The sequence below is a fragment of the Xenorhabdus bovienii SS-2004 genome (assembly GCF_000027225.1).
Taxonomy (GTDB): Bacteria; Pseudomonadota; Gammaproteobacteria; order Enterobacterales; family Enterobacteriaceae; genus Xenorhabdus; species Xenorhabdus bovienii_C.
In genome coordinates this window covers 549,642-575,913 of the sequence record NC_013892.1, presented here as the reverse complement: position 1 = coordinate 575,913, position 26,272 = coordinate 549,642, and the positions used below count along the sequence as shown (strand labels likewise).

Genomic DNA, 26,272 nt, shown 5'->3' with positions numbered 1-26,272 from the left:
TTCATGGCTAACAAATATACTTACACATCATCAAAAGCAATGTCCGATATCAGTGATGTTATTGGTGATCCCTTAACGGCCTGGAACCAACAGGAAGGCGGGCGGGTTTATAACGTGATTTTTAACAGCAACGTTTATACCAATACTTACTGGGTTGAACGCTGGCATGTACCGGGTCAATCTGGCCAGAAAAGTTCGCCGCACAATGCCTGGCAGTACGTCCGTGCGGCAACAGCAGAAGAGATCAACACACATGGCAATCCAACGGATGGTACGATAAACCCGACAGAAGAGATTCCATCCCCCGTTCTGCAATCTGACCGATACACGGAAGAAACTTACGAGAAGGTGAAGTACAAGCCCGATGGCTCAGGCACAAATCTCTCTTATACCGCGACCCGTGTCTGTAAACCGATGTATAACCAATATGAGCGTGACCCGGCTAAACCCAAACTTTCCGCTTACATTACAGACTGGTGTCAATATGATGCCCGTCTTGATGACAAGAATGAAAACCCCGAGGATCGCGGCAGAGGGTTTAATCTATCGACGATAGATCCGACAACTTACGACAAATTGATTTTCAGCTTCTTGGGTATCTGTGGGGATATTGGCGTTAAGAAAGAAAAAGTTAAGGAAGTCTGGGACGGCTGGAATTCCCAGACTGACCAGAAAATCACCGAAGGCCATATCGTGCCACTGGACCCTTACGGCGATTTAGGCACTGCCCGTAACGTCGGTCTGCCGGAATCGAGTAAAAATACTTCAATTAATGCGGGGACTTTTCTGCCCTATTATCAGCAGAGTAAAGCGGCGGGTTTGCTGGGAGGATTACGGGAATTACAAAAGCGCGCGCGGGCAGCAGGACACAAACTTGAGCTGGCATTCAGTATCGGGGGCTGGAGTTTATCGAGTTATTTCTCCAAGATGGCCGAAAATGAAGGACAGCGCACTGTTTTCATCAACAGTGTGGTTGATTTTTTTGAACGCTTCCCGATGTTCAGTTGTGTTGACATCGACTGGGAATACCCCGGTGCTGAGGGAGATGTACACAATATTATCAGTGAAAACGACGGCAAAAATTATGCCTTGCTGGTTAAAGAGCTGAGAACGGCACTGGATAATCGGTTCGGTACAGGCAGTAAAGAAATTTCTATTGCCTGTAGTGGGGTAAAAGCCAAACTTGCTAAGTCAAATATCGCTGAATTAGTTAAAAATGGGCTGGATAATATCTTCCTGATGAGTTACGACTTTTTTGGCACCGGATGGGCCAATTATATCGGGCATCATACCAACCTCTATTCCCCTAACGAGCCCGATCCTAATGGAGAATATGATCTCTCGGCAGAAGCGGCGATTAATTACCTGCATCAAGATCTCGGTATTCCTCTGAGTATAATTAACTTGGGTTATGCCAACTATGGACGTTCGGGTAAAGGTGCCAAGCTGGAAACGCGTTTGTACGATAAGCCGGGTGATGCTCTGGGCACAATGGAAAAAGGGGCGCCGGAATTCTTCGATATTGTCAATAACTACATGGATAGTGAACATACACTGAGTACGGGAAAAAATGGGTTTGTACTAATGACAGATACCAATGCTGATGCAGATTTCCTGTTCAGTGAAAAACAGGGGCATTTCATCTCACTGGATACTCCCCGCACGGTGAAACAAAAAGGAGAATATGTCACCGGGCATCAACTGGGAGGGATCTTTTCCTGGTCTGGTGATCAGGATTGCGGTCTGTTGGCCAATGCTGCCAGAGAAGGTATGGGATATATCGCCAAATCTAATCATGAAACTATCGATATGGGGCCGTTATATAATCCGGGGCAACCCTACTATTTAAAATCGCTCCGTGAATTGAAATCTTCGCGCTAAAGCTTGATTCATTGATAAACGCCAGTACCAACATGCTGGCGTAGTTGGTCATAAAATCAGATTCATAATCTTGTCACAGAAAGACAAATTCAACACTGAAACGATTTTATCCGTATTCTCTTCTGAGATATGTAGCAACCCTATGCAACGGTCAAGATGGGATTTATTGCTGTACCAATAAGATCACAGGAAACTTATTAAAAATTCTGTCGCAATGAGGTAAGAATTAGCTGATAAGTGAATTTTCTTCATTAATAAGAAGATTGCCTTTTTCAGTAACAGCATTATTATGTTGCAGTTTCCTTCGTACTCGGCTCTACAATATTGATTACCGCATTAGTCAGTCTTTATGGTTGACTCAATTAGCATATAGCACTAAGAAATATTTAAATACTTAACATATTCTTTTTCAATTTATAATATCAGATTAAACATACCAATTTTATTAATTGGGTTTTTATCGAATACATTAGAATCTTTCAAAATAGCACCGAGATAATTATAATATTTTTCGGTGCTATTTTTTCTGGAAAAAATATAACTTACTGTATTAATATTTTTCCAACGATTATTTAGGTTCAGTCGCCCCTTTCGGTGGCTCAAGCCTATCTAATTCAGCTAAGATTGCCGTAATCTGAGTTTCCCAATCCGCTGGTTTTATTTGCTTACGAAACCACGGTAATCGCTCTTGACGTTTAAAATCAACTGAACTGACAGCCTCTTTTCCTTGTAATAAATATTTTGACATAAATGCCAAAATATAAACTTTATCCTCGTCTGAGTTGAAAATACTAAGATAAGGAATAAAAAACTGATATGTCAGTTCATTCTTTTCGTTCAGCCCATAACATTTGAAATGCAAAATATTATTAGCAAACGCTACGCCTAATTCTTTATAGCGAGATACATACACTTTCCCTTTTTTCCAGGTATAAAAAAGTTGTCTTTCATGATCAATGATGAAATTTGCAGGCTTACGTAATCTTAAAAAAATGCTGATAATAAGAATATTGGCACTCAGGAAAAATAATCCGAAACTGGCATCTATAATCAAATATCGCCTAGCCATTTCTTCACCATAATAGCTATCTTTTGAATAAGAAATATATAAATATTCCGTTAGAGATATTTTTTTATCATCTGATATTACTCGTAATGACTTAGTATATGCAGGTGCATTTGGATTTAAATAAAATTGCTCTCCATAACGTTTTTTTGCATTCTGAACAGACCAAAGAAGATCCTCTTCATTAGCTTTCCATCCCTTAACAAAGTCATTAATAAAAAATCCCAAACCTAACATAAACCCAATCATCAAAGGTACTATAACTTCTTTTCTTGCTCTGATAAGATTATGACGAAAATGACACTCCTTGCTATTTATCGCATCCAAAAATCCTGCACGTTTTACGGTTTTATTATCCAGCAGAATTAGTTTTTGCTCCAGAACAGGATCACCAAATGTAAATAATGGCTCTGTTGGAGGTGCCTTCACTCTAAAAATTTTCTTGAATATTTTTTTAATTAATATACTCATTTAACGTAATACCTCATCTTCATATCCATAAACCGCATTTTCCAATGTTGGCTCTTTTCCCAATTTATAGTGAAGAGAAGAAACAATTTCTCTTTTCCCCACGTATAAAAAATTTTCTTTTCTCTGTCAATAACAAGTGGAGCTACTTTATGAGAGAAAAACAGCAAATACAAAAGAAAAGAATTCGCAGTAAGGAAAAACAGGAAAAAACCTCCTTCCAGTAATAAATCATACCGCACTGTGGATTTTTTATAGAACCCACTATCCGTATAACGAATATGAAAATATTGCAATAAAGATACACTCTCCGCATCAGAAATATATTCATACGCTTTCATATATTCTGGTATTTTAGAATTTAAATAAAAATTTTCACCATAATACTTTTTGGCATATTTAAGCGTTCTCAAATACCCCTTTTCATTACATTTCCATTCATTAATATAATCACTAACAAAGAAACAAAACCCCAATAAAAAACCAATAAGAGCAGGAACAATAATATGTATCCGATGATTATTTATCTCATTAATTATTACACAATTTTTATCATTAATTAATTCAAAAACCCCCTCATTTTCTAACTGCTCCTTATCTAATATTCCAATATTTTCCTTCAAAAGAGGATCGCAAACAGTTGATATTCTTGATAATTTAATTTCATTATCCTTAGCCATAAAAAATCCCACATAACAATTTAATATAAATAACAAAGCAACTATTTACAATACAATCTTTAAAACTTTAAAATTAGCACCGAGATAATTATAATATTTTCGGTGCTATTTTTTCTGGAAAAAATATAACTTACTGTATTAATATTTTCCCCAACTATTATTTAGGTTCAGTCGCCCCTTTCGGTGGCCAAAACCTATCTAATTCAGCTAATATTGCCGTAATCTGAGTTTCCCAATCTGCTGGTTTTATTTGCTTACGAAACCACGGTAATTGTTCTTGGCGTTTAAAATCAACTGAACTGACAGCCTCTTTTCCTTGTAATAAATATTTTGACATAAATGCCAAAATATAAATTTTATCCTCGTCTGAGTTGAAAAGACTAAGATAAGGGATAAAAAACTGATATGTCAGTTCATTCTTTTCGTTCAGCCCATAACATTTGAAATGCAAAATATTATTAGCAAACGCTACGCCTAATTCTTTATAGCGAGATACATACACTTTCCCTTTTTTCCAGGTATAAAAAAGTTGTCTTTCATGATCAATGATGAAATTTGCAGGCTTACGTAATCTCAAAAAAATGCTGATAATAAGAATATTGGCACTAAGGAAAAATAATCCGAAACTTGAATCTAAAATAAGAGACCTTCTAGCTCTTTCCTCTCCATAAATACTATCCTTAGAATAACTAATATATAAGTATTCCATTAATGATACCTTTTTATTATTTGATACTATCTTCAATAATTTAGTAGATGCAGATGCTTCAGAATTTAAATAAAATTGTTCCCCATAATTTTCCTTTGCACTCTTTAAAAGCAGAAGGATAGTTTTTTCCGAAGCATTCCATGCCTTAATGTTGTCATTAATAAAAAAAGAAAAACCTAACATAAACCCAACAAACACGGGTATTATAATTTCTTTTCTTGCTCTGATAAGATTATGACGGAAATGACACTCCTTGCTATTTATTGAATCCAAAAATCCTGCACGTTTTACAGTTTTATTATCCAGCAGAATTAGTTTTTGCTCCAGAACAGGAGTACCAAAAGTAGATAATGGCTCTGTTGGAAGCGTCTTCACTCTAAAAAGTTTTTTTATTAATTTACTCATTTAACGTAATACCTCATCTTCATATCCATAAACCGCATTTTCCAATATTGGCTCTTTTCCCAATTTATAGTGAAGAGGAGAAACAGTATCTTCTGTTGGCTTATAATACCAAAAGACTTTCATATAAACAGAATATTTTTCGTCTACTTCTACGGTCAGTGTAGTTAAACCACTCTCCTCGTCATAAATTAGATTTTCACGATTTTTACGAGCGATATCTATTGCTTTATCAAAATTATCTTTCACCACAGAATAATGATGCCTGCTATAACCACGTTCAATTATTGAAGCATCAGGATCACTATAGCCATCTGACAAAGCTGATGGAATAACTTCATGGTATATATCTGATTTCCCCCATTTGAAGTTAGGTAGTATAAATTTGTAAATCACCTTTCCTTGTTTATTATTTTCAATATTTAAAGTTGGTTTAATAAAAATATTTAAAAACTCCTGAAATTCGACCAGATATATATCTTTAATTTCCTTATCTATAATTTTTATTCTTTTAAATTGATTTTCTAAACTTAAACGTTTTTCACTCGTACTCCAAAAAGCATATTTACTCCCATTCCCCCAAAAGCAGTTACTTAACAACGTTTCCAAATCTATCCAATTGAAGTATATAGCTGCGAATGTTCCACCAAGCATTAGTGAAGCGCCTAGCGCAATCAGAAGACTGACGCCAAAAGTCACTTCCGATGCGGCTACCGCCATAGACCATCCTACAGCCATTATTATTGATCCTGTACCTATTGAAATATGAGAATAAGCTTCTTTATCATTACCAAAACTAAAAGAGTTGTAGGCATCGTAATAAGAAAGTACTCCACTCACAAACCCTGTAGCAATTAATCCACTATTTACCCATTTTGTTATTAAAGCACTTTCTAACAGAAGCCTGCGTGATGCAGAATCCAATAACGCTTTTGCTGCGGGGCTATTCAATTTACCCGCCAGGCTAGCTGCAACTTTAATAGCATCTCCACCAATAGCGGAAACACCTTTCGCAGCAATTAACCCACCTAATATAGTATTAGCATAGCTTGAAACATAATAATAAGGAAGTCTGTTTGCATTAAATGGCGCATTCTTGTCGAAACGAGACATTGATGTCAATTTATATAACATATAGCTCTTCATCAATAAATCCAAACCACTTAATCCAGAGCTCAATAAGTAGCCCGCAGACTTATTTGCATTATAAAAAAATTTAAACTGAGGATTTAACTCAGGCCTTTTAAATTTAATCAGCGGTATTTTTATCTTTATATTATTATTGTAATTATCCAACCGGTTAGACCAGTCAAACACTTTTTTTCCTACAAACCTTTTCAAGCCAGACTCAGCATGAGCCATGCCTTTCTTAATTTCACCTGATACTCCTTGATTTTCATATTCTTCAATTTTTTTTAGAAACGTATAATATTCTTTCTCGGTTAATTCGAGATAGTGTCCTTGCTTTATTTCAAGCCCAAAATAATCTAAGATTTTAGGCACAAGTTTATGCGTTACCTGTTTAACACTCAACACATGTAAATGTAATACCCCTTTATATGATAGCTCTGTTGTAAATACATACAGTCTAGCCAGTAAATTGCCAACGACACTGAGTATTATATCTATTCCCCGATTGAGGAACCTTGCAATGGAACCTTTATCAACGCCATCATGGCCCAATGAATTCACTATTCCATTGAGGGCAACTTCCCACGCACTATTTCCGTCTATAGCCAATGGACCCGCAATAATACTTTCCATCGCCAACAATCCCTCTTCTGAATGCTTTAGCGGCTCCATTAATTCAGCGTGTAAAATACAGAATCGTTCAAATTCTTTTGCATCACCTTCGGTATAAATGTCCTTTTTATCAGATACGGAGAAAAAATTCTTAAAATAATGTGTAAGCCCACCTAATTTACCTGCAATCATTTCACTTTCAGAAAAACATTTATAAAATTCAAGAATCTCTTTCTTTCTATCTTTTACACTCTTAATCGGCGTAGTTAATTTAGGCCACCAAGTTTTCCAATTTTCTTGGTGAATACACTCCTCAACACATTTTTTAACTTCTTTATTTTTTGATGCCGCTAATATCTCAACAAAATTCCCTATCGTAAGAGGATACATATTAGTTGCACTATAGCTTAGCTCCCAAAGATTAAGTAACATATAGGCCATTAAAATATCACGCTGATATCCCACCGGATCATGCAATACCACAATCTTCGCTTTATCTTTGTAATAAGGGCAGATAAGACTGTCGATATAACGCATTTCCATATCGGCATCCATGAAAAAACTGCCTTCCGTCGTGATATCCCCCAAATCAGCAGCGTGTAAAAGCGGATCGGATAATTGATTTTTGTATGCCTGAAATTGTTTTTCAGGATCTTTGAAATCTTCCACTAATCCGTCGAAATGTTCTTGTCTGGCATCAATGGCATAATCTGATACCTCACTGTCTAAATCCACAAATTGCATCGCATTCTTGCGGAAGTTTTTATCGTTATCCATCTTATTCAGGACAGATTTAGCCAGCTCGACTTCACTGTAAATGAGGCTAATTTGGGTCACATCTTTATCAATCGCCAGAAAAGGATAGCCTAATCCTGCTGTACCGCTGGCAGGGTGGATTTCTTCCCACGATGAGCTGCCGGCTTTTTGCTCATATTTGGTGTATTTTGTGACCATCCCCCTTTTGCCCTCTAAGGTAACAATTTCAGGGCTGAATTTGAAAATCAGTAAATTGCCATTCTGTTGGGAGCCCCGGGTTTTAATCGCCCCTTCTTCTTTGACATAGATCCAGCCCGGTCTGGGCATGCGAATGCTATAACCCCCCAGAACGCTGGCACTTAATGAATCATCATCAGGATCAATAAACGTACTTATTGGCGGCGGTAATTGAGCGTCTATCCATGTGTCACCAAAAAAATTCATATAAGCATATCTGACAGGATAAACCGGCCGGATATTGGCATCACAGGGCCTGACAACGGTATCCATGTCCAGCTCATGAGGTATGCGTGCCTTCGCCTCATCGACCATTTTTTCAAACGTTTCTGCCACTTTTTTCGCGGCGGTCTCAAGAGCGTCACCCGCGCTCGTTAATATCGATTTTTCCATTTATCTTATCTCCTTGTGTTAACTTAATGCCCGGTTTTTAAAACAATATTCATAACAAGCCAGCGCCCGCACCTCCTGCGCCTGTGCTTCGGCACAGGCATGCTGCCATGCCCGCTGCCAGAGTGCTTCGTTACCCCGTGCCAGACTTCTGCCCGCCACCAGATACAGAATGGAACGCTGATGGGCGAATCCCGCCAGACACGCAAGATTGGCCTGTTGCACCACAAAGGCGGGCAGCTGTTCTTGCTGTTCGGCCGACAGTTCAGGCTGGGTCTCTGCAATGAATTTCACTATCTGCGTCACCGCCCGCGCTTGGGTCTGCCCCGCCAGTATGTCAACCAGAGAGCGGTTGATGGCCACGGGAGCCGTTTTTTCCTGATTCAGACTGTTTTCTGCCACAGAAAGGGCGTAGTACTGCCCCGTCTGGCTGTCGAAATAACCGATCTGCATTATCGGGCGCATAAAGTGCATCAGTTGTTCATCCGGCAGGCTTCTCAGTAGCGGGAGCAAGCCTTGCGGCACATAAAAACGGTAAAACACCCAGGATTGGTGTTGTTCATTTCTCAGATAGGTGAATTTACGCAGGTGATTACGGATCACAGGAAATGGCTGGTCACTGTCGATAAAAATGCCCGGTTCCGGAGTGATCGGTCGGGTGATCTTGTGCTGAAAAGCCGAGTGCACCGTTGGGTCATCCGTTAACTCCACCAAATAAGGGGCGCTGTCTTCGAGCGTGATTTGGGTTTCCCCCTGAAACAGGCTTTCCCATCGCAGGTTGGAAACCATCAGGTCTGGCACGATAAAACTGCCCATGACCCGACGGTAAACCGTGGCATCAATCACCATATAGCGGTATTGCCCACGCGCACTGGCGGGCAGGGTTTCCGTCACGGCGAACTGCAATACGCCACGCGCGGCCGGCAGGAGGGGATTGTTATTGTGTTCGTTCAGCGGGATCACCCGGGCATTCCGCTCCACCCCCTGCCGGAACTGCCGCAATAGCGGCAATTCGACCTCAGCGCTGGCGGCAAGGTATTCAGGCAACGGCTGAATACTTTGGTATTGCCCCGGTGAATCTCCCGCCTGCAGGACATATTCCGCCAGCGCCGACAGCGCCTGCGGCTGGCTCGCTGCATGGACAATCGCCCGGGCAGAGTCAGGTTCGCCTTGTGGCGTGGTATAGGCATAATCCACCACCCAATGTTCGGCATAATCGGGTATCCAGGACATTATTCCGATGACTCCTGCTGTTTACGGGCTTTTTCCCGGCAATCCTCTGCCATGACCAACCCTTCATTGGCTGATCCGCTGAGTGACGGCACCGTGCCCGGGCTGCCCCCCGTTACCGACACCTCCCCTTGCAAGGTGATTTTGCCGGTGATCGTTACCCCTGAACCATCCAGCTTAATCGACCCTGCCTTGCCTTTGATCAGCACGGATTCGCTGGCCTGTAGGGTATGGACTTTCGTCAGGCTCTGGATGTTGTTGACCACATTCAGGGTATAGTTGTTGTTAATTTTGGCGGTTTTGTCCCGCCCCACTTCTTGCCGGTGATCCGCAAAGATATTTTCCTGCCAGTTGTTGTTGATGCGGGTTTTGCGATCTTTGGTGATGGTTTCAAACTGGTTCAGGTCAATCTGGATGTGCTGTTCATGCATGATCCGGATGAATTCGTCATTGCCGATTTCGTGTTTGCGATTGTTCAGGACATGGTGGCTTTCATCGTGACCCACACGCTGGGTTTTATCGTAGTTTATCTCGATAAGCTGATCTTTCTGGGCGTGGATATAGATCTCTTCACTCCCTTTCGCATCTTCAAAGCGCAATTCGTTAAATCCCTCACCTTTGTGGGTGCGGGTCTTGAAGGTGGTGCGCGTTTTTTCCGCCGGCAGATCCAGCGGCGGGCGGTTGCGCCCGTTGTAGGTACAGCCGGTGACGATCGGACGATCAATATCTCCGTTTAGGTAGGAAACAATCACCTCCTGACCGATGCGCGGGATCGCCATAAAACCATAGCCATCACCATTCCAGCCCTGCGCCACCCGCACCCAACAGGATGCCCGGTCGTCCGCTTCATCGTAACGGTTCCAGTGGAAATGCACTTTGATAGCGCCATGTTTGTCGACGTAGATCTCTTCCCCCTCCGGCCCCACGACAGTGGCCACTTCATCGCCATCCGCCAGCGGCTTATAGCGGAAAGGCGGGCGCCAATCCTGCCTGCCCGGAATAAAGGAAATCTGGTTGGTCAGGGTGGTTCCCTCCCCGGCCTCACCGGAGGCTTGTGGCTGATGCCCCTGATGGGAAACAGTGACTATCTGCCAGCTATCATTCATGGCGCCAATCGGGTGTGATTGCAGCATAAAGATCCGACCCGGACGCAATTTGATGCAGTTGGTGACCGCTTTCCCCACTTTGCTCTGGTTCTGCAACTGTTCCAGCCGCAATTGGGTAAAGGGGCGGCCTTCGGCATCCTTCTGAAAACGGCCATAACTTTCAAAAACCGAATGCCCCATGCCTTTTTCCAGTGCAGCGGTATGTTGCAATGGATAGGAGGGGCGCAGGAAGTTGTTGTCTTTATGGCGGGTTTCATCGGGGCACAGGTATTCGCCGTAATTCCACTGCCATGCGGTTGAATCACTGTTGTCGGTATTGGCCTGAACGTTGTAGGTCAGGGTCAGTGCCGCCAACATGCCAAGGTGAGAGTTGCTGTAGAACAGTTTGTCCTCTTCAAACCAGAACATGATGCCCTCTTCGGCCGCCAGACGGCACCAGAAATCATAGGCAGATTCACGTTTTTGGGTGGTGTATTCCCGTATCGCATGTTGCTGGTGATCTTTATAGAATTTACTCTCCGCCTTGATGCGATGCTCTTTCAGCAGCCGGGCGAGAATATCCGGTACGGATTGGTAATGAAAAATCCGGCTATCCTGATTGAGCGTCATCAGCCACATTTCAGGGCGGACAATAAAGGTGTAATAGGTACGCAGCCCGTCAGTATTGCCCTGCTCTGCCCCCGCCACAATGCCGTTGACGGTGCGTTCAGTGACGCCATCACGTATGACGGTCAGAGAAGCGCTGGTACCAAGCTGCTCGCTGAGCGCCACATTATTCAGTGAACTGACGACGGTCATGGTCAGGTGAAAGAGTTGCGATAACCCTTCCTGTAAACTGAAATCTACGACCTGAAAGGTGGTTTGCGGCAGTCGGCCTATCCGGCAGGTAAAAACTAATCCATCCATTGTAGAAATTCCTTACATGATTGAGCGATAACCTTCCAGCATTGAAGGTGACAGATACCATTGCGTCCCTGAAGGCTGGCTGATGACACGCATTCTCAGCCACGATCCCTGGGCAAGACAGAACGGGAAGAATTGGTATAACGCGTTGGCAAACCGGTACATTTCACCGGCACTGGTATAGGCTGATTCATCCATTTCCAGAGTGATAAGCAGGCAGCGGACGGGTCTGCCCCGGATAAGCCTGTCGCCCCATTTCGCGGTGATATTGCTGATCCCGTCAATCATGCGCCGGATGCTGCGGCTGACCGGGCGATCCCCCTCGGGGTACAGGTCAAAATCCTGCAACAGTTGTCTGACCGATCGTACGCTCTCTAAGGCATAGCTGCCCGTGGCATAGTGTGACAGGAAATGCCAATAGCGGAGGCTGTCGGTAATGGGGGGATAGGTGCGTGAAGTGGGCGTGATGTTTTTTAATTGCAAAATCTCGGGAACATTCTCACCGCCCAGAGAAATCACCCCGGATATCAGGGGGGGTAGGTTCTGTTCAAAACCATAAAAATGACAGATAAATTCGCGCTCAGGCGGTTTATGCATTAATTTTCCTTCACTGTCATAGAACACTACCTGATAGCGGACTCCATTCCATTCATCATGGGCGGTTTCAAGCCCGTAGAAGCCGGCGTTATCATATTCCGAGTGGTAACGCTCCATGCCGGTCAACAGGCTTGCCGGATAGAACAGATACTCACCCCCACGGTGCTCTTCTTCACTGCCCGGCTCATTTTTCAACTCAATGCCAGCGATATGCAAAATTCCCTGATTGAGTGCCAGCGGCAGAGGATAACGGGCGGTTTCGGCGGCAAAAGGCAGTGTGACCTGACAGTTGCGCTTCATGTTGACAACAGGGACACAATGTAGCTGAAATGCCGATTCGATTTGTTCCGCCGATAACGGCAGTAGCGTATTTAATGTCAATTCCACACTGAATTCGCGATGTTCCGCCAGTTTGAGTTGTTTCGCCATTACTGGCAGGGGTAAATCCACAAACTGGTTGATATGGGGCAGATAGAGCGATTCTATGAGCAACTGGGGTGCCCAATTGTCATCTTTGGCCGATGATAGTGTCAGACGGGATGCACCGGAACGGGCTTCAAACCGCTCTCCCTGCGCTTTATAAACCTGGCCGTTGTGGTGCAGCTCGGTATCGGTGTAATACTGCATAAGCCCCAGCATCAGTATATCGGCGACTGGCTCGTCACTGCTCAGGAACAGGCTTATCGGTCTGGTCTGCCACTCCGCGTCTTTACCGGTGTAACGAAATTTCAGGATGATTTTGGTCGCCTGTATCTGATGTATGATTTCACGGGAAACCAATGTCAGGGGGGCAATCGGGCACGGACGACACATCACAAATGGCTGACCGGCCTCGGTATAAACCTCGGTTCCTGCCGGGATGGAAAAATCGGAATCTCCCTGTCCATGACTGTCGAACTGGATAATGCTGGTTGCAGGAAGGCCTTTCAGCGGCTGGGCACGTAATTTTTGCAACAATGGCCGCGTCAGTTCAGGAAAGCCATCCTCGATGTTGTGCTTCAGGCGCGCCGTTAATACAGAAGCACCCTCAAAAAGTCTTTCGACATCAGGATCCCCACCACCCAGTACATCACGAAGGTGCGGTTTTTCTTCACTCACAATTTTTGCTAGTTGTCTTAAATAATCAAATTCCTGCTGATAATAATATTCAAACGATTTCACAACTGACTCCTTTTCCTTAAAGCGGCATGTTGTGAGAATGACCACTTTGCCTTTATACCCGTCCTTCAAGTTGCAGTGTTGTTGGCATCCTGAAATACATAAGGTATATGTTGAGTTTATTAATTTCAGGTAAGTGAAAAATCTTTATAAATTCTTATCAATTAAAAATAAATGCTTAATATATACGTTGCCGAGGGTATGTCAAACCCAAAAAAAGCCTATATATTGTGTCTTTATTCCCCTTTATTCATCGCAAAATATTAGAGATTCTCAATATCATTATTTGAAATTAATAAATTAGTTTGATGAGTTAATGCGTTCACCATTAAAAGCTTTAGAGCGGTACTGCTCCCCACGGAAGGAACCCGTGCCAAAGCAGATTTTGTTCAAAGAATGGTATGATGTGCTACTGATATGCAGTGGGATTAATTTTTAACTTAGAAAATTCATGCTGTTAAAATTTTTTGCCAAAAAAATTGGAAAAAGTAAGATAAATTACGATTAATGTTGGAATTTATTTCATTGAGGTCGGTGAATATATGAAGTTAACAATTAAACCAATAAGTGTTTTATCCCAGCAGGATAAGATTGATTTGAAAAAAATTTGGCCGGAACAAGATACGCAGGAGTGGGAAGTGCTGTTAGCAGGTGATCAAAAACTGTTTGTAGCACAATTTAACGGCCGATTGCTTGCCGCGGTTAAAGTGACGCTCAATTCATCAACAGGAATACTGGAAGATTTTTGTGTACGGGAAGTGACCCGTCGGCGTGGCGTTGGGGCTTATCTGCTGGAGCAGGTCAAGGCCGCATTCCCGGAGATCAACCGTTGGGAATGGAGCCTGAATCATTTTCCTGATATCCACGCTCCAGCGTTGCGGGATTTTATGGATGCCTGCGATTTCCGCTATGATGCACAAAATAATGCCTATTATTACGAATAAGCCATACGCCAGACCGAAGCAACATTACGTGCCGTTACCCGTAAGTTATCAGTACTATTGGCAAGGGCATCGGAAAGAGAGCAAGCACCCGGTACAATGGAAAAGACTGCATCCAGCCCGTGCTGATGCACAACATGGTAATCACAGCTCATTCCCCCAACCAAAGCGATGGTGGGAATACCAAACTTTTTGGCGACACGGGCAACTCCAATCGGTGTTTTGCCCTGTATGGTCTGGCTATCCATACGACCTTCACCCGTAATCACCAAATCCGCCCCCTGAATGGCCTCTTCCAGTTTCAGGGTATTAATGACAATCTCAATACCCGACTGCAATTTCGCGCCCAAACAACCTAACAGGGAAGCGCCCATACCTCCCGCAGCGCCTGTTCCCGCAACATCAATCACTTTTTTGTCCGTCAGTGATTCAATTTTCATCCCATAATGGTGCAATGCCGAATCCAACGCTTTGACCATTTCCGGTGTCGCCCCTTTTTGTGGGCCAAATATCGCTGATGCCCCTGATTCACCACATAATGAGTTCTTCACGTCACAGGCTACAGTGATCTCAAGCTGACTAAGACGTGGATCAAGACCAGAAAGGTCGATGCTTTCCAATCGGGTTAGTGCCGCCCCCCCCAATGGCAGAATACGGCAATCACCATCCCAGAGCTGCGCACCCAGTGCCTGCATCATTCCTGCACCACCGTCGTTGGTCGCACTACCGCCAATACCCAAAATCAGTTTCTGCGCACCGTGTTCCAGCGCTGCCAGAATGAGTTCTCCGGTACCGTAACTTGTCGTTATCAAAGGATTGCGCTGTTCCATCGGCACAAGATGTAAGCCAGAAGCGGCGGCCATTTCAATGACGGCGGTTTTCCCATCCCCCAGCAAACCAAAGAAAGCATCAACCGGCTGCCCCAAGGGGTCGGTTACTGAACATGAAATTATCTGCCCGCCCGTTGCAGCCACCAGAGATTCCACCGTACCTTCGCCGCCATCCGCCATTGGCAATTTGATATAAGCTGCCTGTGGAAAGATTTCCCGAAACCCCTGCTCTATCGCCTCCGCTACTTGCAAGGCGCTCAGGCTTTCCTTAAATGAATCAGGAGCAATTACGATTTTCATAGCAATGTCCTCTATGCTCTGATGCTTCTGGCCAGCAACACCTACACCAAAGATTGAAGTGGAGACTGAAGATATGAGGAAACCCATTAACGTCTTATAGGGCAGCAGACACAAAAAAAGCGATAAATAAATTATCGCTTTTTAATTCGTCAGGGATGAGTTTACGCTTCAATCGCCAGCCGCAATTTCTTCATTGCGTTCTTTTCTAGCTGTCGAACACGCTCGGCCGATACACCATACTTATCCGCCAGTTCCTGCAAGGTGGATTTGTTGTCATCATCCAGCCAACGGGCGCGGATAATGTCCTGGCTACGCTCATCCAGCCCTTCTATCGCCATAGAAAGTTTATCCGCAGCGTGGTTTTCCCAATTGTCTTCTTCAATACCATCGGCAAAGTCAGAAGCCTTGTCCTGCAAGTAGAGCACCGGAGCCACTGGCTGGCTGTCATGACTGTCATCATTAGAGGACATATCAAACGCCATATCCTGCGCCGACATGCGGGATTCCATCTCTCGGACGTCCTTGCTGGTCACCCCTAATTCTTTGGCAACCAAATCAACTTCATCCTGATTAAACCACCCCAGACGTTGTTTAGCCTTACGCAAATTAAAAAACAGTTTACGCTGAGCTTTTGTCGTTGCGACTTTCACAATGCGCCAATTACGCAGTACATATTCATGGATTTCTGCCTTGATCCAGTGAACAGCAAACGAAACTAGACGAACGCCTACTTCTGGATTAAATCGACGAACCGCTTTCATCAGGCCAATGTTGCCTTCCTGAATTAAATCCGCCTGTGGCAGACCATAGCCAGAATAACTGCGAGCGACATGAACAACGAAGCGCAAGTGAGACAGAATCAGCTTTTTCGCTGCATCCAGATCTCCCTGGTAATGCAGCCTTTCTGCCAGTTCTTTCTCTTCTTCTGCGGAGAGCATAGGATAAGCATTGGAGGCACGGACGTATCCTTCCAAACTACCTTGTGGAACTAGTGCCAAAGTTTGCATTTCTTTTGTCATTCAAATTCTCTCAAATCAGATCCAAATTGATGGCCTTGTAAATTTTGCCTGAGCCCACCGATAAGGTTTATTCAAGCCAAAGATATGTCTATTTTACCATCATAGAGCTCATATTCAAATCATCTAAATGGTATGAATATGGATACAAATTGCTAACTGTACTTTCGACCACAATTTCTTCGACCGTAATGCAGCCCAAAAGTTCACCTGAAGACCAACAAATGGACTCATTCCGGCCTGAAACGGCGTAAATGCTGAATAGTCGCAAACCATGCCGCAAGCCAGCCTATCATGCCCGAAATCAGTACCAGCAACAGGGATTCATCCCATCCCAAACCGTACAATTTAAAGGTAGTACCAAAAACACCTGCAACGTCCGTAACGACATTGGAAAGTTTCCAAACCAGTAACGATGAAAGGATCAGAGAAAAAATCGCGCCTAATCCCCCCAGCAATACGCCACCATTGAGGAAGGGACGCAGAATAAAGCCATCTGTTGCGCCAATCAGTTTCATGACATTGATAGTTTCGCGGCGACTAAAGATACTGAGACGAACGCTGTTACCAATAACCAAAAGCAGCGCAACCACCATCAAAATACCTATTACAGCAGCAATCTGGCCAATAAGGTTTGCTAAGGCAGTGAGGCGGGTAAACCAGCTCTCATCCATTCTGACTTCTTCAATACCTTTGATCTGGGAAACCCGATCACGCAATGTTGTTAATACCGTCGAATCTTGAAAATCCATTTGAGGGGAAATAATCGCGACCGCGGGTAGCGGGTTTTCTTCCAGAAGATTTAAAGCACCGGCAAAGCCAGACCATGCACGAAATTCATTCTCGGCTTCTTCACGGGACAGGTAATTCACCGATTTCACACCATCAATGACTTTCAACTGCTCAATCACCTGTCTGGCGCCGCCGTCGTTCAAGGATTTATCCAGATAGACCGTAAGTTGCGGAACGGGATACCACTGCTCCACCGCTTGGTTGACATTTTTCCAGACAATGTAAAACACGCTCGGTAAGGTCAATGAGATGGCAATTACCATGATAGTCAGCAACGTCGCCAGCGGCTGGCGCAGCATATCTGACAAGGTGCTTTTCCACGCGTAACGCTGCTGTACGCGCCAGCCCCCTTTCAGTGACTTGGACTTGGGTTTAGGCGGTGTCATTTTTTTCGCTGAATGACGGACATTTTTAACCATGATGTCCTCCTTGCATACGCCCCTGATTCAACGTCAGGATACGGTAATTTCTTCGTTCTATGAGAGCTACGTCATGCGTCGCCATCAGAACCGTCACACCAACGCGGTTAAACTCTTCAAACAGGCGCATGATCCCCTCAGACAGTTCCCCATCCAGATTTCCTGTGGGTTCATCCGCCAGCAGGACGGTGGGTTTGTTTACAACAGCGCGGGCAATACCAACACGCTGCTGCTCCCCCCCAGAAAGCTGAATGGGAAAATTTTTCGCTTTGTCCAGCAAGCCTACCTTATCCAACGCCGCAGATACCCGTCGGCGAATATCCTCGGCGCTTGCCCCTGAGATGATCAGCGGCATAGCAACGTTCTCGTAAACCGTGCGATCCAGCAGGAGATGATGATCCTGAAAAATCATGCCGATCTGACGACGAAGAAAAGGGGTTTCACGGGTTTTTAATCGGCTGATGTCATGCCCCCCAAACCAAATATGGCCTGCACTTGGGCGTTCTATACCGCAGATAAGTTTCAACAGCGTGCTTTTACCCGCTCCTGAATGACCGGTTAAGAATGCCATTTCCCCTGGAAGCAGATGAAAATCCACCCCTTGCAGCGCTTGCCGCCCTCCCAGATAGGCTTTACTGACCTGTTCAAAGCGAATCATTGATAGTTAATCCTCTCGGGCAAAAAGAGCCTCTATAAAATCGTCAGCCTTAAATGGACGGAGATCTTCAATGCCTTCCCCAACACCGATGTAACGAATAGGGATATCAAATTGGTCGGCAATAGCGAAGATAACTCCCCCTTTGGCAGTACCATCCAGTTTGGTCAGTGAGATCCCCGTCAATCCAACCGCTTCATGAAAGAGTTTAGCCTGACTGACCGCATTTTGGCCTGTGCAGGCATCCAGAGTCAGCATAATTTCATGCGGGGTCTCTTCATCCAGCTTTCTCATCACACGGACAATTTTTTTCAGTTCTTCCATCAGATGGGATTTATTCTGCAAGCGCCCTGCGGTATCAGCGATCAGAATATCAACGCCTTTCGCTTTGGCAGATTGGATCGCATCAAAAATGACTGAGGCCGGATCTGCGCCGGTATGCTGTGCAATTACCGGGATTTTGTTGCGTTCTCCCCAGACCTGCAATTGTTCCACTGCTGCCGCACGGAAGGTATCTCCCGCCGCTAACATGACGGATTTGCCCTGAGACTGGTACTGACGCGCCAATTTACCGATGGTTGTCGTCTTACCAACACCATTCACACCCACCATCAGGATGACATAAGGTGATTTACCTTCTATATCCAGTGGCTTATCAACTTTTGCCAGAATATCTGACATTTCTTCTTTCAGTTTCGTGTATAACGCTTCCGCATCTTTTAATTCTTTGCGGCTGGCATGAGCGGTTAAATTGTTAATGATCTTACGGGTAGTTTCGACACCAACATCCGCAACCAGTAACTGTTCTTCCAATTCTTCAAACAGATCATCATCAATTTTCTTGCCGCTGAATAACCCTAAAAATCCGGAACCCAGATTCTGGCGGGTTTTCACCAAACTACGTTTCAAACGCGCAAAAAAGCCTTCTTTGCTCGGACGATCCTGCTCTTTGGGTAATATGGATGATTCTTCTATTAGGCGCTGCTGCTCCGCTTCTTCCGCTGCGCGACGGGCGGCTTCTTCGGCTAAACGCTGCTGCTCCGCTTCTTCCGCTGCGTGGTGGGCGGCTTCTTCGGCTAAACGCTGCTGCTCTGCTTCTTCCGCTGCGCGACGGGCGGCTTCTTCGGCTAAACGCTGCTGCTCTGCTTCTTCCGCTGCGCGACGGGCGGCTTCTTCGGCTAAACGCTGCTGCTCCGCTTCTTCCGCTGCGCGACGGGCGGCTTCTTCGGCTAAACGCTGCTGCTCCGCTTCTTCCGCTGCGCGACGGGCGGCTTCTTCGGCTAAACGTTGCTGCTCCGCTTCTTCCGCCGCTGATTTGTCTTGTTCAAGTTGTTCTTCTTGCTGTTTCTTTTCCTGACGACCACGTCCAAACCAAGAGAAGAAACCTTTTTTTTGCTCTTCTGCCATTGGGCACTACACTCCTCGCGGTTAATTATGGCGTTTAACAACCTATCCCATTAAGCTATTTTCTTTACCCGTTTGCGGGTGCAATTAATACTTATTAGGATAAGCTAAAAACCTATCGCCGCAGACGCTTTGTTTTTCAACCACTACGCCTGCTGCGATAGGTTCTAACGGTGATAAAATCCAGTCTAACATTTTCATCACATCACAACACATATCTATGTGTGGATTTCGTGGTAAATTAATCAATATGTTTCTTCATTCTCATTTTTTGTATCCGCCGTCTATTATGCAAATAGCATCGGATGACAAATGCTTAAACTATATAAATTATGACTAAAAAATCACAGAGTGCGTCTTTGGGACAAATCCGCATTATTGGCGGAAAATGGCGCGGGAGAAAATTACCCGTTCCTGATAGTGAGGGGCTACGTCCGACGACTGATCGTGTCCGTGAGACACTCTTTAACTGGCTGATGCCCATCATTCAGGAAGCTCGCTGCCTGGATTGCTTCTCCGGCAGCGGAGCACTTGGGATTGAAGCCTTATCGCGCAACGCAAGTCACGCGACCTTGCTTGAATATGATCGTCATGTAGCAAAACAATTATCAGCCAATTTAGCCTTACTTAAGGCCGAAAATGCTAATGTGGTACAGGGAAACACCCTGCAATATCTCAACCAGACAGGTACACCTTTTGATGTGGTTTTTCTCGATCCCCCATTTCGCAAGGGGATGCTTGTTGAAACAATCAACTTACTGGAAGCCAACGGTTGGCTGGCTGAAGAGAGTTGGATTTATGTTGAAGCGGAATCAGAATCTACTGCAACAGAAGCCCCCGCAAACTGGCAATTACATCGGGAAAAAATTGCCGGCCAAGTTGCTTACCGACTGTATATCCGCCGCCAGCAGTCTGGCGACAGATCTGCTTAAATACGATTTTGGAGTTAATGATGTTTATTCAATTAGGAAAAGTTATCATGGTTCTCGTTTGGGGAATTATGATTTTCAATTTGATCCATCCCTTTCCTAAACCATTGAGATATTTTATGGATATCGCCATGGTTTTCACAGTGATAATGCATGCCTTCCAACTTTTACTATTAAAAAACTCCCAACCCAAAGATCAAAAGTTTTCTGTTTTTCTTCAGACCAAGATCTTCTTTTTTGGTGTGTTTGAGTTACTTACTTGGCAAAAAAAACAGCGTCAAGATAAAAAATAACGTCCCATTCCCTTTCTATTTGGTGTCAGTGATGCCGACGGTATTCTGTCGGTATCATTTATTTTGATTATTCACTCACTGGTTATCTGATCAAATAACAAAAAAAGAGGGGATAAATGATTTCATTTCAAAAAGCACAAATCATCAAAAAAATTCATTGTTTTAAGTTTGACTCTGGAGCTTACTCCAGAGTGTAGAGTGAACTGTAACCCATTTGAATTAACTCTATTGAGAGGCCGCCTATGTTCTCCATATTCAAAAAACATAAGCAATCACAGCACGGCTCTTTGTCTCACAAAAATAAAGACCATAAACATTCCCACGGCGTTCATGGCAAAGAAGATAAAAGTTCACACAACGCCCATGAACATGATCGAGGACACTGTTCACACGACCATGCCCCTACCATACAGGATACAACCCCTCTTGAATTAACCGCCAACCAGCGTTTTAACTGGATAATCCACGGCATGGATTGCCCAAGCTGTGCAGGCAAAATCGAAAATGCGGTTAAAAAATTGCCTGAAGCTAAACAGGTCAGGGTGCTGTTTACTACGGAAAAACTGGTGGTCGATGCTGATTCTGATATTCGCGCAGCCGTCGAACAAGCGGTAAAACAGGCGGGTTTTGAAATCAAGCAAACGGATTCGACGATTAGATTGCCTCCAGCAGCAAATCACTGGAAAACCTTTTCCCCAATTCTCATTCTTATAGCATTAATGGTCATCAGTTGGGGCATTACAAAAATAAATCCACCCGCTGGACAGATTGCATTCATTGTTACCACGTTGATTGGGTTATACCCGGTCGCCACCAAAGCCATCAAACTGATCCGTTCAGGAACTCCCTTTGCCATTGAAACCTTGATGAGTGTCGCCGCTATCGGTGCCCTATTCATTGATGCCACCGCAGAGGCAGCAATGGTTATTCTGCTGTTCAAAGTGGGAGAAGTACTGGAATCTTATGCCGCAGGGCGTGCCCGCCGTGGTGTCAGTGCCTTGATGGCTCTGGTTCCTGAACAGGCGCTGCGGGTGACAGGAGGAGAAAAGAAAACCGTTCCGGCTGCTGACCTGCGTCCGGGGGATATTATTGAAATTGCGCCGGGTGCCCGTTTACCTACCGATGCCGAACTACTCAGTCCGTTCGCCAGTTTTGATGAAAGTGCTCTGACAGGTGAATCTATTCCAGTTGAACGCCAGCAGGGAGAAAAAGTTGCTGCGGGCTGCCTCTCTGTCGATAGCGCAGTGCAAATGAGAGTGTTCTCTGAACCGGGACACAATGCCATCGACCGCATTCTTCAACTGATAGAAGAAGCGGAAGAGCGCCGTGCTCCCATTGAGCGCTTCATCGATCGATTCAGCCGTATTTATACACCGCTGATTATCTTGTTCTCTGTACTGGTCGTAGTAATCCCTCCCCTCCTCCTTGCCGAGCCTTGGGAAACTTGGATCTATCGTGGATTGACCCTGCTATTAATCGGCTGCCCCTGTGCGCTGGTTATCTCAACACCCGCCGCGATCACTTCTGCACTGGCGGCAGCGACCCGTCGTGGTGCTTTAATCAAAGGCGGAGCGGCATTGGAGCAGCTCGGTTCAGTTACCACCATTGCGTTGGATAAAACCGGCACACTGACCGAAGGAAAACCCCGGGTCACGGAAATAGAACCCGTGGAAAACATCAGCGTAGAAACACTGCTGGCGCTGGCAGGAGCGGTCGAAAGTGGCTCGCACCACCCATTGGCAAAAGCTATCCTCAACGCGGCAGAAAATAAAGGTGTGACGGTTGTCGAAGCTGAACACCGTAAAGCGTTGGCTGGGATCGGGGTTGAAGGGCGATTGTCAGGGCAGAAAATTCTGGTCGCGGCTCCGGGGCGACTGCCGGAAAACACGTTATCCACCGCATGGAAACAAAGGGTCACAGAGCTGGAAAGCAACGGTAAAACGGCGGTTGCCGTGGTACAGGGTGAGCAATTTGTGGGTTTGATTGCCATGCAGGACACCTTGCGTCAGGATGCCATAGACGCAATCCGCGCCCTGAAAAAACAAGGCGTCAATGCTGTGATGCTGACTGGCGATAACCCTCGTGCTGCGGCCGCTATTGCAGCTCAATTGGGGATCGATTATCGCGCGGGTCTGTTGCCGGAAGACAAGGTAAAAGCCGTCACTGAGCTAAATGAAAAACACCATACCATGATGGTCGGTGATGGCATCAACGATGCCCCTGCCATGAAAGCGGCCAGTATCGGTGTCGCCATGGGGAGTGGTACTGATGTTGCGCTGGAAACAGCGGACGCCGCCTTAACACACAATCGACTGACCGGTTTGCCTGAAATGATCGCTCTGTCCCGGACAACGCACTATAACATCCGCCAGAATATCACCATTGCGTTAGGCTTGAAGGCGATATTCCTTATTACCAGTCTATTGGGGATCACGGGTCTGTGGATGGCCGTGCTGGCTGATTCAGGTGCCACGGCGCTGGTTACAGCGAACGCCATCCGGCTGCTACGGGTTAAGTCACAAAAACGATGATTGATTAATCCGCGGATTGGTTAAGAACCCAGACGTCTTAATCAAAAGATCAAAAAGATAAATTGAAAAGGTGCAAAGAATGCACCTTTTCAAAATTACAGTAACTCAAAAATGCTATTAAGGAAAAAGAAAATATGGCACCCAGTGAGGTGATTGATGCTATCCAAGTGCCATATTAAAAGCCTAGCACAGCCCACTTTTTCTGCCAGTCACCTAAGCTACATTTTCGTTTTTTTTGATCAAATACCGATAAGGAGTTTGCCCTGTCTCCTGAGCAATCAAGGCGTGCTCCATAAAACGGCAAAAACCCGGAATATCACGGGTCGTCGCCGGATCATCAGCAATGATCAATAGTGTCTGGCCAGCATCCATATGGCGAACGATCTTACGTATCATCATCACTGGCTCAGGACAGCGTAACCCCTGCGTATCAAGCGTTTTGTCAGGGTTAGCAAAAACATTGGACATAACAATCTCTGTAGGTTCAAACACACTATGGCGATGGATTATATTACAAAATATCATCAACTGCCGCACTTTGCTTTTGTTGCGCAACGCGCGTATGATGCGTTTCACCTGATCATTCAGGCAAAGAAAGTTTGTTTTTTTGGGTTCCCTTACCCCATTCATCAAAAAGGTACAATATGTTTCATTTGACCACGCAGCAGAAAGCCACGGCGTTGATCTGGCTTTCGCTTTTCCACATTTTGATCATTACTTCCAGTAACTATCTGGTGCAATTGCCTGTCTCCATTTTTGGTTTTCATACCACTTGGGGAGCATTCACATTTCCTTTTATCTTTTTGGCAACCGATCTGACTGTACGCATTTATGGTGCACCATTGGCACGTAAGATCATCCTCACGGTTATGCTGCCAGCGCTGCTGATTTCCTATTTCATTTCTGCTCTATTTTTTCAAGGAACGTGGCAGGGATTCGGGACATTAGGAACCTTTAATCTGTTTGTTGCCCGTATTGCAGCCGCGAGCTTTATGGGTTATGTCCTTGGTCAGATATTGGATGTGGGAGTTTTCAATCGCCTGCGTCAGAAACGCCGCTGGTGGATAGCACCGACTGCCGCCATGTTTTTTGGTAATTTGCTCGATACACTGGCATTTTTCTTTATCGCATTTTATCGCAGCAGCGATGCATTCATGGCGACGCACTGGGTAGAGATTGCTCTGGTGGATTACGCTTTCAAGCTGTTCATCTGTATGCTTTTCTTCCTGCCAGCTTATGGTGTCCTTTTGAATTTAATCCTGAAATTTTCTTTCTCTCATTCAACAGATAAAACTCTGGTCAAAAATCATTGAAGCAACATTACGCCCCGAATCAATCAGGGCGTAAATAAATCTTTCGATTTTATCTCACAGATCGCTCATTTCCTGCTTTGGCTCATAACTTCCCTGTATATCTTATCGTATAGTGTTGGCGGACAGGCAAACAAATACTTTTATTCGAAACTGCTAATGATCTGCCACACGCCAGTGTTATGACAGCTCATGTTGAGTTTCCAGTGAAGAAGGAATATTTCTTATGCTGAAAGTGATCCAGTCTCCATCCAAATATATCCAAGGGCCAGGTGCGTTATCTCACATCGGCCAATACACCAAAATACTTGCTGATCACGTTTTTGTGATTGCCGATAATTTCGTAATGAGCCTCATTGGAGATGCCGTTAGCAAAAGTCTGGAAGCACACGCAGTCACCAGCCATTTTGAGATCTTCAACGGTGAATGTAGCCGTGGCGAAATCAAACGCCTGTCAGACATTTCAGCGAGTCACCAATGTCAGGCCGTAATTGGGATCGGGGGCGGCAAGACTCTTGATACCGCCAAAGCTATAGCGCATGCATGCAGGCTACCTGTAATAATTTCCCCTACCATCGCTTCCACAGATGCCCCAACCAGTGCCCTTTCCGTTCTGTATACCGAGCTGGGTGAATTTGATGGCTACCTGCTGTATCCACAAAACCCTAATATCGTACTGATGGACACCCGTATTATTGCCAAAGCACCGGTTCGTCTGCTTGTGGCAGGAATGGGAGATGCGCTTGCCACCTATTTTGAAGCCCGGGCAAATAGCGCTGCTCATAAACCAACAATGGCGGGGGGTGCAACATCCAATACTGGGCTGGCTCTGGCCAAACTGTGTTACGACACCTTACTGGCAGAAGGTTATAAGGCAAAACTCGCGGTGGAAGCGGGTGTCAGTACTCCGGCAGTGGAAAATATCATTGAGGCGAATACTTATCTCAGTGGTATCGGTTTTGAAAGTGCAGGACTTGCCGCTGCCCACGCCATTCACAATGGCTTCACCGTGCTGGAGGAATGTCATCATCTCTATCACGGAGAAAAAGTGGCGTTCGGCACACTGGCACAATTGATGCTGGAAAACAGCCCGAATGAAGAGTTGGAAACCGTGCTCGATTTCTGTGTTCAAGTCGGTCTTCCTGTCACTCTGGAGCAACTCGGCTTGCGGGACAGTGAGAAATTGCACCAGAAAATCATGGAAGTTGCCAAGGCCAGTTGTGCCGAAGGTGAAACTATTCACAATATGCCGTTTAAAGTCACCCCAGAACAGGTCTATGCAGCAATAATGGCCGCAGATCGCATGGGCATGGATTGGCTGTATTAATTTATCTAATGCGCCATAAAAACCCCGTCCTTCAGTTAGCTAAGACATTATTATTGAGTGTCTTAGCTAACTGAAGGACGGGGTATAAGCGGAGTCTGTTTCAATGGCAAAATATATTTAAAATCTACAGTTGTTGTTTGATAAGGAACAAAAACGAATTCAAAGCACACATAGAGTGGAAGAAAAATAAAAGGCATGC

Annotated in this window: 20 protein-coding genes; 7 read left to right on the top strand and 13 right to left on the bottom strand. The window is 44.9% G+C overall.

From position 1 onward, the window contains the following. Positions 1-3: 3 nt before the first annotated feature. The gene (locus tag XBJ1_RS02455) at positions 4-1,881 is read left to right on the top strand and encodes a glycosyl hydrolase family 18 protein (protein WP_012987165.1); all 1,878 of its coding nucleotides are present in this window, start codon (positions 4-6) and stop codon (positions 1,879-1,881) included. 568 nt (positions 1,882-2,449) lie between these two features. On the opposite strand, the gene XBJ1_RS02450 is transcribed toward XBJ1_RS02455, so the two are convergent. The 7 genes from XBJ1_RS02450 to XBJ1_RS02420 form a co-directional block, all read right to left on the bottom strand. Next, entirely contained in the window at positions 2,450-3,418 is a 969-nt protein-coding gene (locus tag XBJ1_RS02450) for a hypothetical protein (RefSeq protein WP_012987163.1), read from the bottom strand. Further along, the gene (locus XBJ1_RS02445) at positions 3,415-4,095 is read right to left on the bottom strand and encodes a hypothetical protein (RefSeq protein ID WP_012987162.1); all 681 of its coding nucleotides are present in this window, start codon (positions 4,093-4,095) and stop codon (positions 3,415-3,417) included. Before XBJ1_RS02445 ends, XBJ1_RS02450 begins: the two co-directional genes overlap by 4 nt. Positions 4,096-4,252: 157 nt before the next feature. After that, positions 4,253-5,209 (bottom strand): hypothetical protein, encoded by a 957-nt coding sequence (locus tag XBJ1_RS02440; protein ID WP_041573259.1) that lies wholly within the window; start codon positions 5,207-5,209, stop codon positions 4,253-4,255. Then, positions 5,210-8,335: a toxin VasX gene (locus tag XBJ1_RS02435; RefSeq protein WP_012987160.1), complete on the bottom strand. Its 3,126-nt coding sequence runs from the start codon at positions 8,333-8,335 to the stop codon at positions 5,210-5,212. It abuts the gene before it with no gap. An 18-nt stretch (positions 8,336-8,353) separates the two neighbouring features. Further along, positions 8,354-9,565: a DUF4123 domain-containing protein gene (locus tag XBJ1_RS02430; RefSeq protein ID WP_012987159.1), complete on the bottom strand. Its 1,212-nt coding sequence runs from the start codon at positions 9,563-9,565 to the stop codon at positions 8,354-8,356. Then, the gene (tssI, locus tag XBJ1_RS02425) at positions 9,565-11,574 is read right to left on the bottom strand and encodes a type VI secretion system tip protein TssI/VgrG (protein ID WP_012987158.1); all 2,010 of its coding nucleotides are present in this window, start codon (positions 11,572-11,574) and stop codon (positions 9,565-9,567) included. Before tssI ends, XBJ1_RS02430 begins: the two co-directional genes overlap by 1 nt. A 12-nt stretch (positions 11,575-11,586) precedes the next feature. After that, on the bottom strand, positions 11,587-13,329 hold the full coding sequence (locus tag XBJ1_RS02420) for a type VI secretion system baseplate subunit TssF (protein WP_012987157.1): 1,743 nt from the start codon (positions 13,327-13,329) through the stop codon (positions 11,587-11,589). Positions 13,330-13,868: 539 nt separating this feature from the next. Between XBJ1_RS02420 and panM the strand changes: the two genes are divergently transcribed. Then, on the top strand, positions 13,869-14,270 hold the full coding sequence (gene panM / locus XBJ1_RS02415; protein ID WP_012987156.1) for an aspartate 1-decarboxylase autocleavage activator PanM: 402 nt from the start codon (positions 13,869-13,871) through the stop codon (positions 14,268-14,270). On the opposite strand, the gene XBJ1_RS02410 is transcribed toward panM, so the two are convergent. The 5 genes from XBJ1_RS02410 to ftsY all read right to left on the bottom strand — a co-directional run bounded on the left by XBJ1_RS02410 (position 14,261) and on the right by ftsY (position 19,686). Beyond that, complete coding sequence (locus XBJ1_RS02410; protein WP_012987155.1) at positions 14,261-15,397, bottom strand: glycerate kinase; 1,137 nt, start codon at positions 15,395-15,397, stop codon at positions 14,261-14,263. The two genes, panM and XBJ1_RS02410, sit on opposite strands and share 10 nt — an antisense overlap. A 161-nt stretch (positions 15,398-15,558) precedes the next feature. Beyond that, positions 15,559-16,416 carry an RNA polymerase sigma factor RpoH gene (gene rpoH / locus XBJ1_RS02405; protein ID WP_012987154.1) on the bottom strand — a complete coding sequence of 286 codons (858 nt, stop codon included), beginning with the start codon at positions 16,414-16,416 and terminating at the stop codon, positions 15,559-15,561. A gap of 227 nt (positions 16,417-16,643) precedes the next feature. Further along, entirely contained in the window at positions 16,644-17,624 is a 981-nt protein-coding gene (ftsX, locus tag XBJ1_RS02400) for a permease-like cell division protein FtsX (RefSeq protein ID WP_012987153.1), read from the bottom strand. Then, a complete protein-coding gene (gene ftsE / locus XBJ1_RS02395; RefSeq protein WP_012987152.1) occupies positions 17,617-18,282 on the bottom strand; it encodes a cell division ATP-binding protein FtsE in 666 nt (221 codons plus the stop codon). The genes ftsX and ftsE overlap by 8 nt, the downstream gene beginning before the upstream one ends. A gap of 6 nt (positions 18,283-18,288) precedes the next feature. Continuing rightward, on the bottom strand, positions 18,289-19,686 hold the full coding sequence (gene ftsY / locus XBJ1_RS02390; protein WP_012987151.1) for a signal recognition particle-docking protein FtsY: 1,398 nt from the start codon (positions 19,684-19,686) through the stop codon (positions 18,289-18,291). Positions 19,687-20,015: 329 nt separating this feature from the next. Between ftsY and rsmD the strand changes: the two genes are divergently transcribed. The 3 genes from rsmD (at position 20,016) to XBJ1_RS02375 (ending at position 23,436) form a co-directional block, all read left to right on the top strand. Continuing rightward, positions 20,016-20,615, top strand: coding sequence for a 16S rRNA (guanine(966)-N(2))-methyltransferase (rsmD, locus tag XBJ1_RS02385; protein WP_012987149.1), 600 nt, complete (start codon positions 20,016-20,018; stop codon positions 20,613-20,615). A gap of 20 nt (positions 20,616-20,635) precedes the next feature. Then, positions 20,636-20,905 (top strand): DUF1145 family protein, encoded by a 270-nt coding sequence (locus XBJ1_RS02380; protein ID WP_012987148.1) that lies wholly within the window; start codon positions 20,636-20,638, stop codon positions 20,903-20,905. Positions 20,906-21,147: 242 nt separating this feature from the next. After that, on the top strand, positions 21,148-23,436 hold the full coding sequence (locus tag XBJ1_RS02375; protein ID WP_012987147.1) for a zinc/cadmium/mercury/lead-transporting ATPase: 2,289 nt from the start codon (positions 21,148-21,150) through the stop codon (positions 23,434-23,436). Between the two features lie 213 nt (positions 23,437-23,649). Here XBJ1_RS02375 and tusA read toward each other — a convergent pair whose 3' ends face one another. Next, entirely contained in the window at positions 23,650-23,904 is a 255-nt protein-coding gene (gene tusA, locus XBJ1_RS02370) for a sulfurtransferase TusA (RefSeq protein ID WP_038198306.1), read from the bottom strand. Between the two features lie 176 nt (positions 23,905-24,080). Between tusA and XBJ1_RS02365 the strand changes: the two genes are divergently transcribed. Beyond that, the gene (locus XBJ1_RS02365) at positions 24,081-24,749 is read left to right on the top strand and encodes a 7-cyano-7-deazaguanine/7-aminomethyl-7-deazaguanine transporter (RefSeq protein ID WP_012987145.1); all 669 of its coding nucleotides are present in this window, start codon (positions 24,081-24,083) and stop codon (positions 24,747-24,749) included. Positions 24,750-24,972: 223 nt separating this feature from the next. Beyond that, positions 24,973-26,073: a glycerol dehydrogenase gene (locus XBJ1_RS02360; RefSeq protein ID WP_012987144.1), complete on the top strand. Its 1,101-nt coding sequence runs from the start codon at positions 24,973-24,975 to the stop codon at positions 26,071-26,073. Positions 26,074-26,272: the final 199 nt, after the last annotated feature.

Coding starts and splice junctions, on each gene's coding strand:
- XBJ1_RS02455 (WP_012987165.1), top strand. CDS start 4: ATGGCTAACAAATATACTTACACATCATCAAAAGCAATGTCCGATATC.
- XBJ1_RS02450 (WP_012987163.1), bottom strand. CDS start 3,418: ATGAGTATATTAATTAAAAAAATATTCAAGAAAATTTTTAGAGTGAAG.
- XBJ1_RS02445 (WP_012987162.1), bottom strand. CDS start 4,095: ATGGCTAAGGATAATGAAATTAAATTATCAAGAATATCAACTGTTTGC.
- XBJ1_RS02440 (WP_041573259.1), bottom strand. CDS start 5,209: ATGAGTAAATTAATAAAAAAACTTTTTAGAGTGAAGACGCTTCCAACA.
- XBJ1_RS02435 (WP_012987160.1), bottom strand. CDS start 8,335: ATGGAAAAATCGATATTAACGAGCGCGGGTGACGCTCTTGAGACCGCC.
- XBJ1_RS02430 (WP_012987159.1), bottom strand. CDS start 9,565: ATGTCCTGGATACCCGATTATGCCGAACATTGGGTGGTGGATTATGCC.
- tssI (WP_012987158.1), bottom strand. CDS start 11,574: ATGGATGGATTAGTTTTTACCTGCCGGATAGGCCGACTGCCGCAAACC.
- panM (WP_012987156.1), top strand. CDS start 13,869: ATGAAGTTAACAATTAAACCAATAAGTGTTTTATCCCAGCAGGATAAG.
- XBJ1_RS02410 (WP_012987155.1), bottom strand. CDS start 15,397: ATGAAAATCGTAATTGCTCCTGATTCATTTAAGGAAAGCCTGAGCGCC.
- rpoH (WP_012987154.1), bottom strand. CDS start 16,416: ATGACAAAAGAAATGCAAACTTTGGCACTAGTTCCACAAGGTAGTTTG.
- ftsX (WP_012987153.1), bottom strand. CDS start 17,624: ATGGTTAAAAATGTCCGTCATTCAGCGAAAAAAATGACACCGCCTAAA.
- ftsE (WP_012987152.1), bottom strand. CDS start 18,282: ATGATTCGCTTTGAACAGGTCAGTAAAGCCTATCTGGGAGGGCGGCAA.
- ftsY (WP_012987151.1), bottom strand. CDS start 19,686: ATGGCAGAAGAGCAAAAAAAAGGTTTCTTCTCTTGGTTTGGACGTGGT.
- rsmD (WP_012987149.1), top strand. CDS start 20,016: ATGACTAAAAAATCACAGAGTGCGTCTTTGGGACAAATCCGCATTATT.
- XBJ1_RS02380 (WP_012987148.1), top strand. CDS start 20,636: ATGTTTATTCAATTAGGAAAAGTTATCATGGTTCTCGTTTGGGGAATT.
- XBJ1_RS02375 (WP_012987147.1), top strand. CDS start 21,148: ATGTTCTCCATATTCAAAAAACATAAGCAATCACAGCACGGCTCTTTG.
- tusA (WP_038198306.1), bottom strand. CDS start 23,904: ATGTCCAATGTTTTTGCTAACCCTGACAAAACGCTTGATACGCAGGGG.
- XBJ1_RS02365 (WP_012987145.1), top strand. CDS start 24,081: ATGTTTCATTTGACCACGCAGCAGAAAGCCACGGCGTTGATCTGGCTT.
- XBJ1_RS02360 (WP_012987144.1), top strand. CDS start 24,973: ATGCTGAAAGTGATCCAGTCTCCATCCAAATATATCCAAGGGCCAGGT.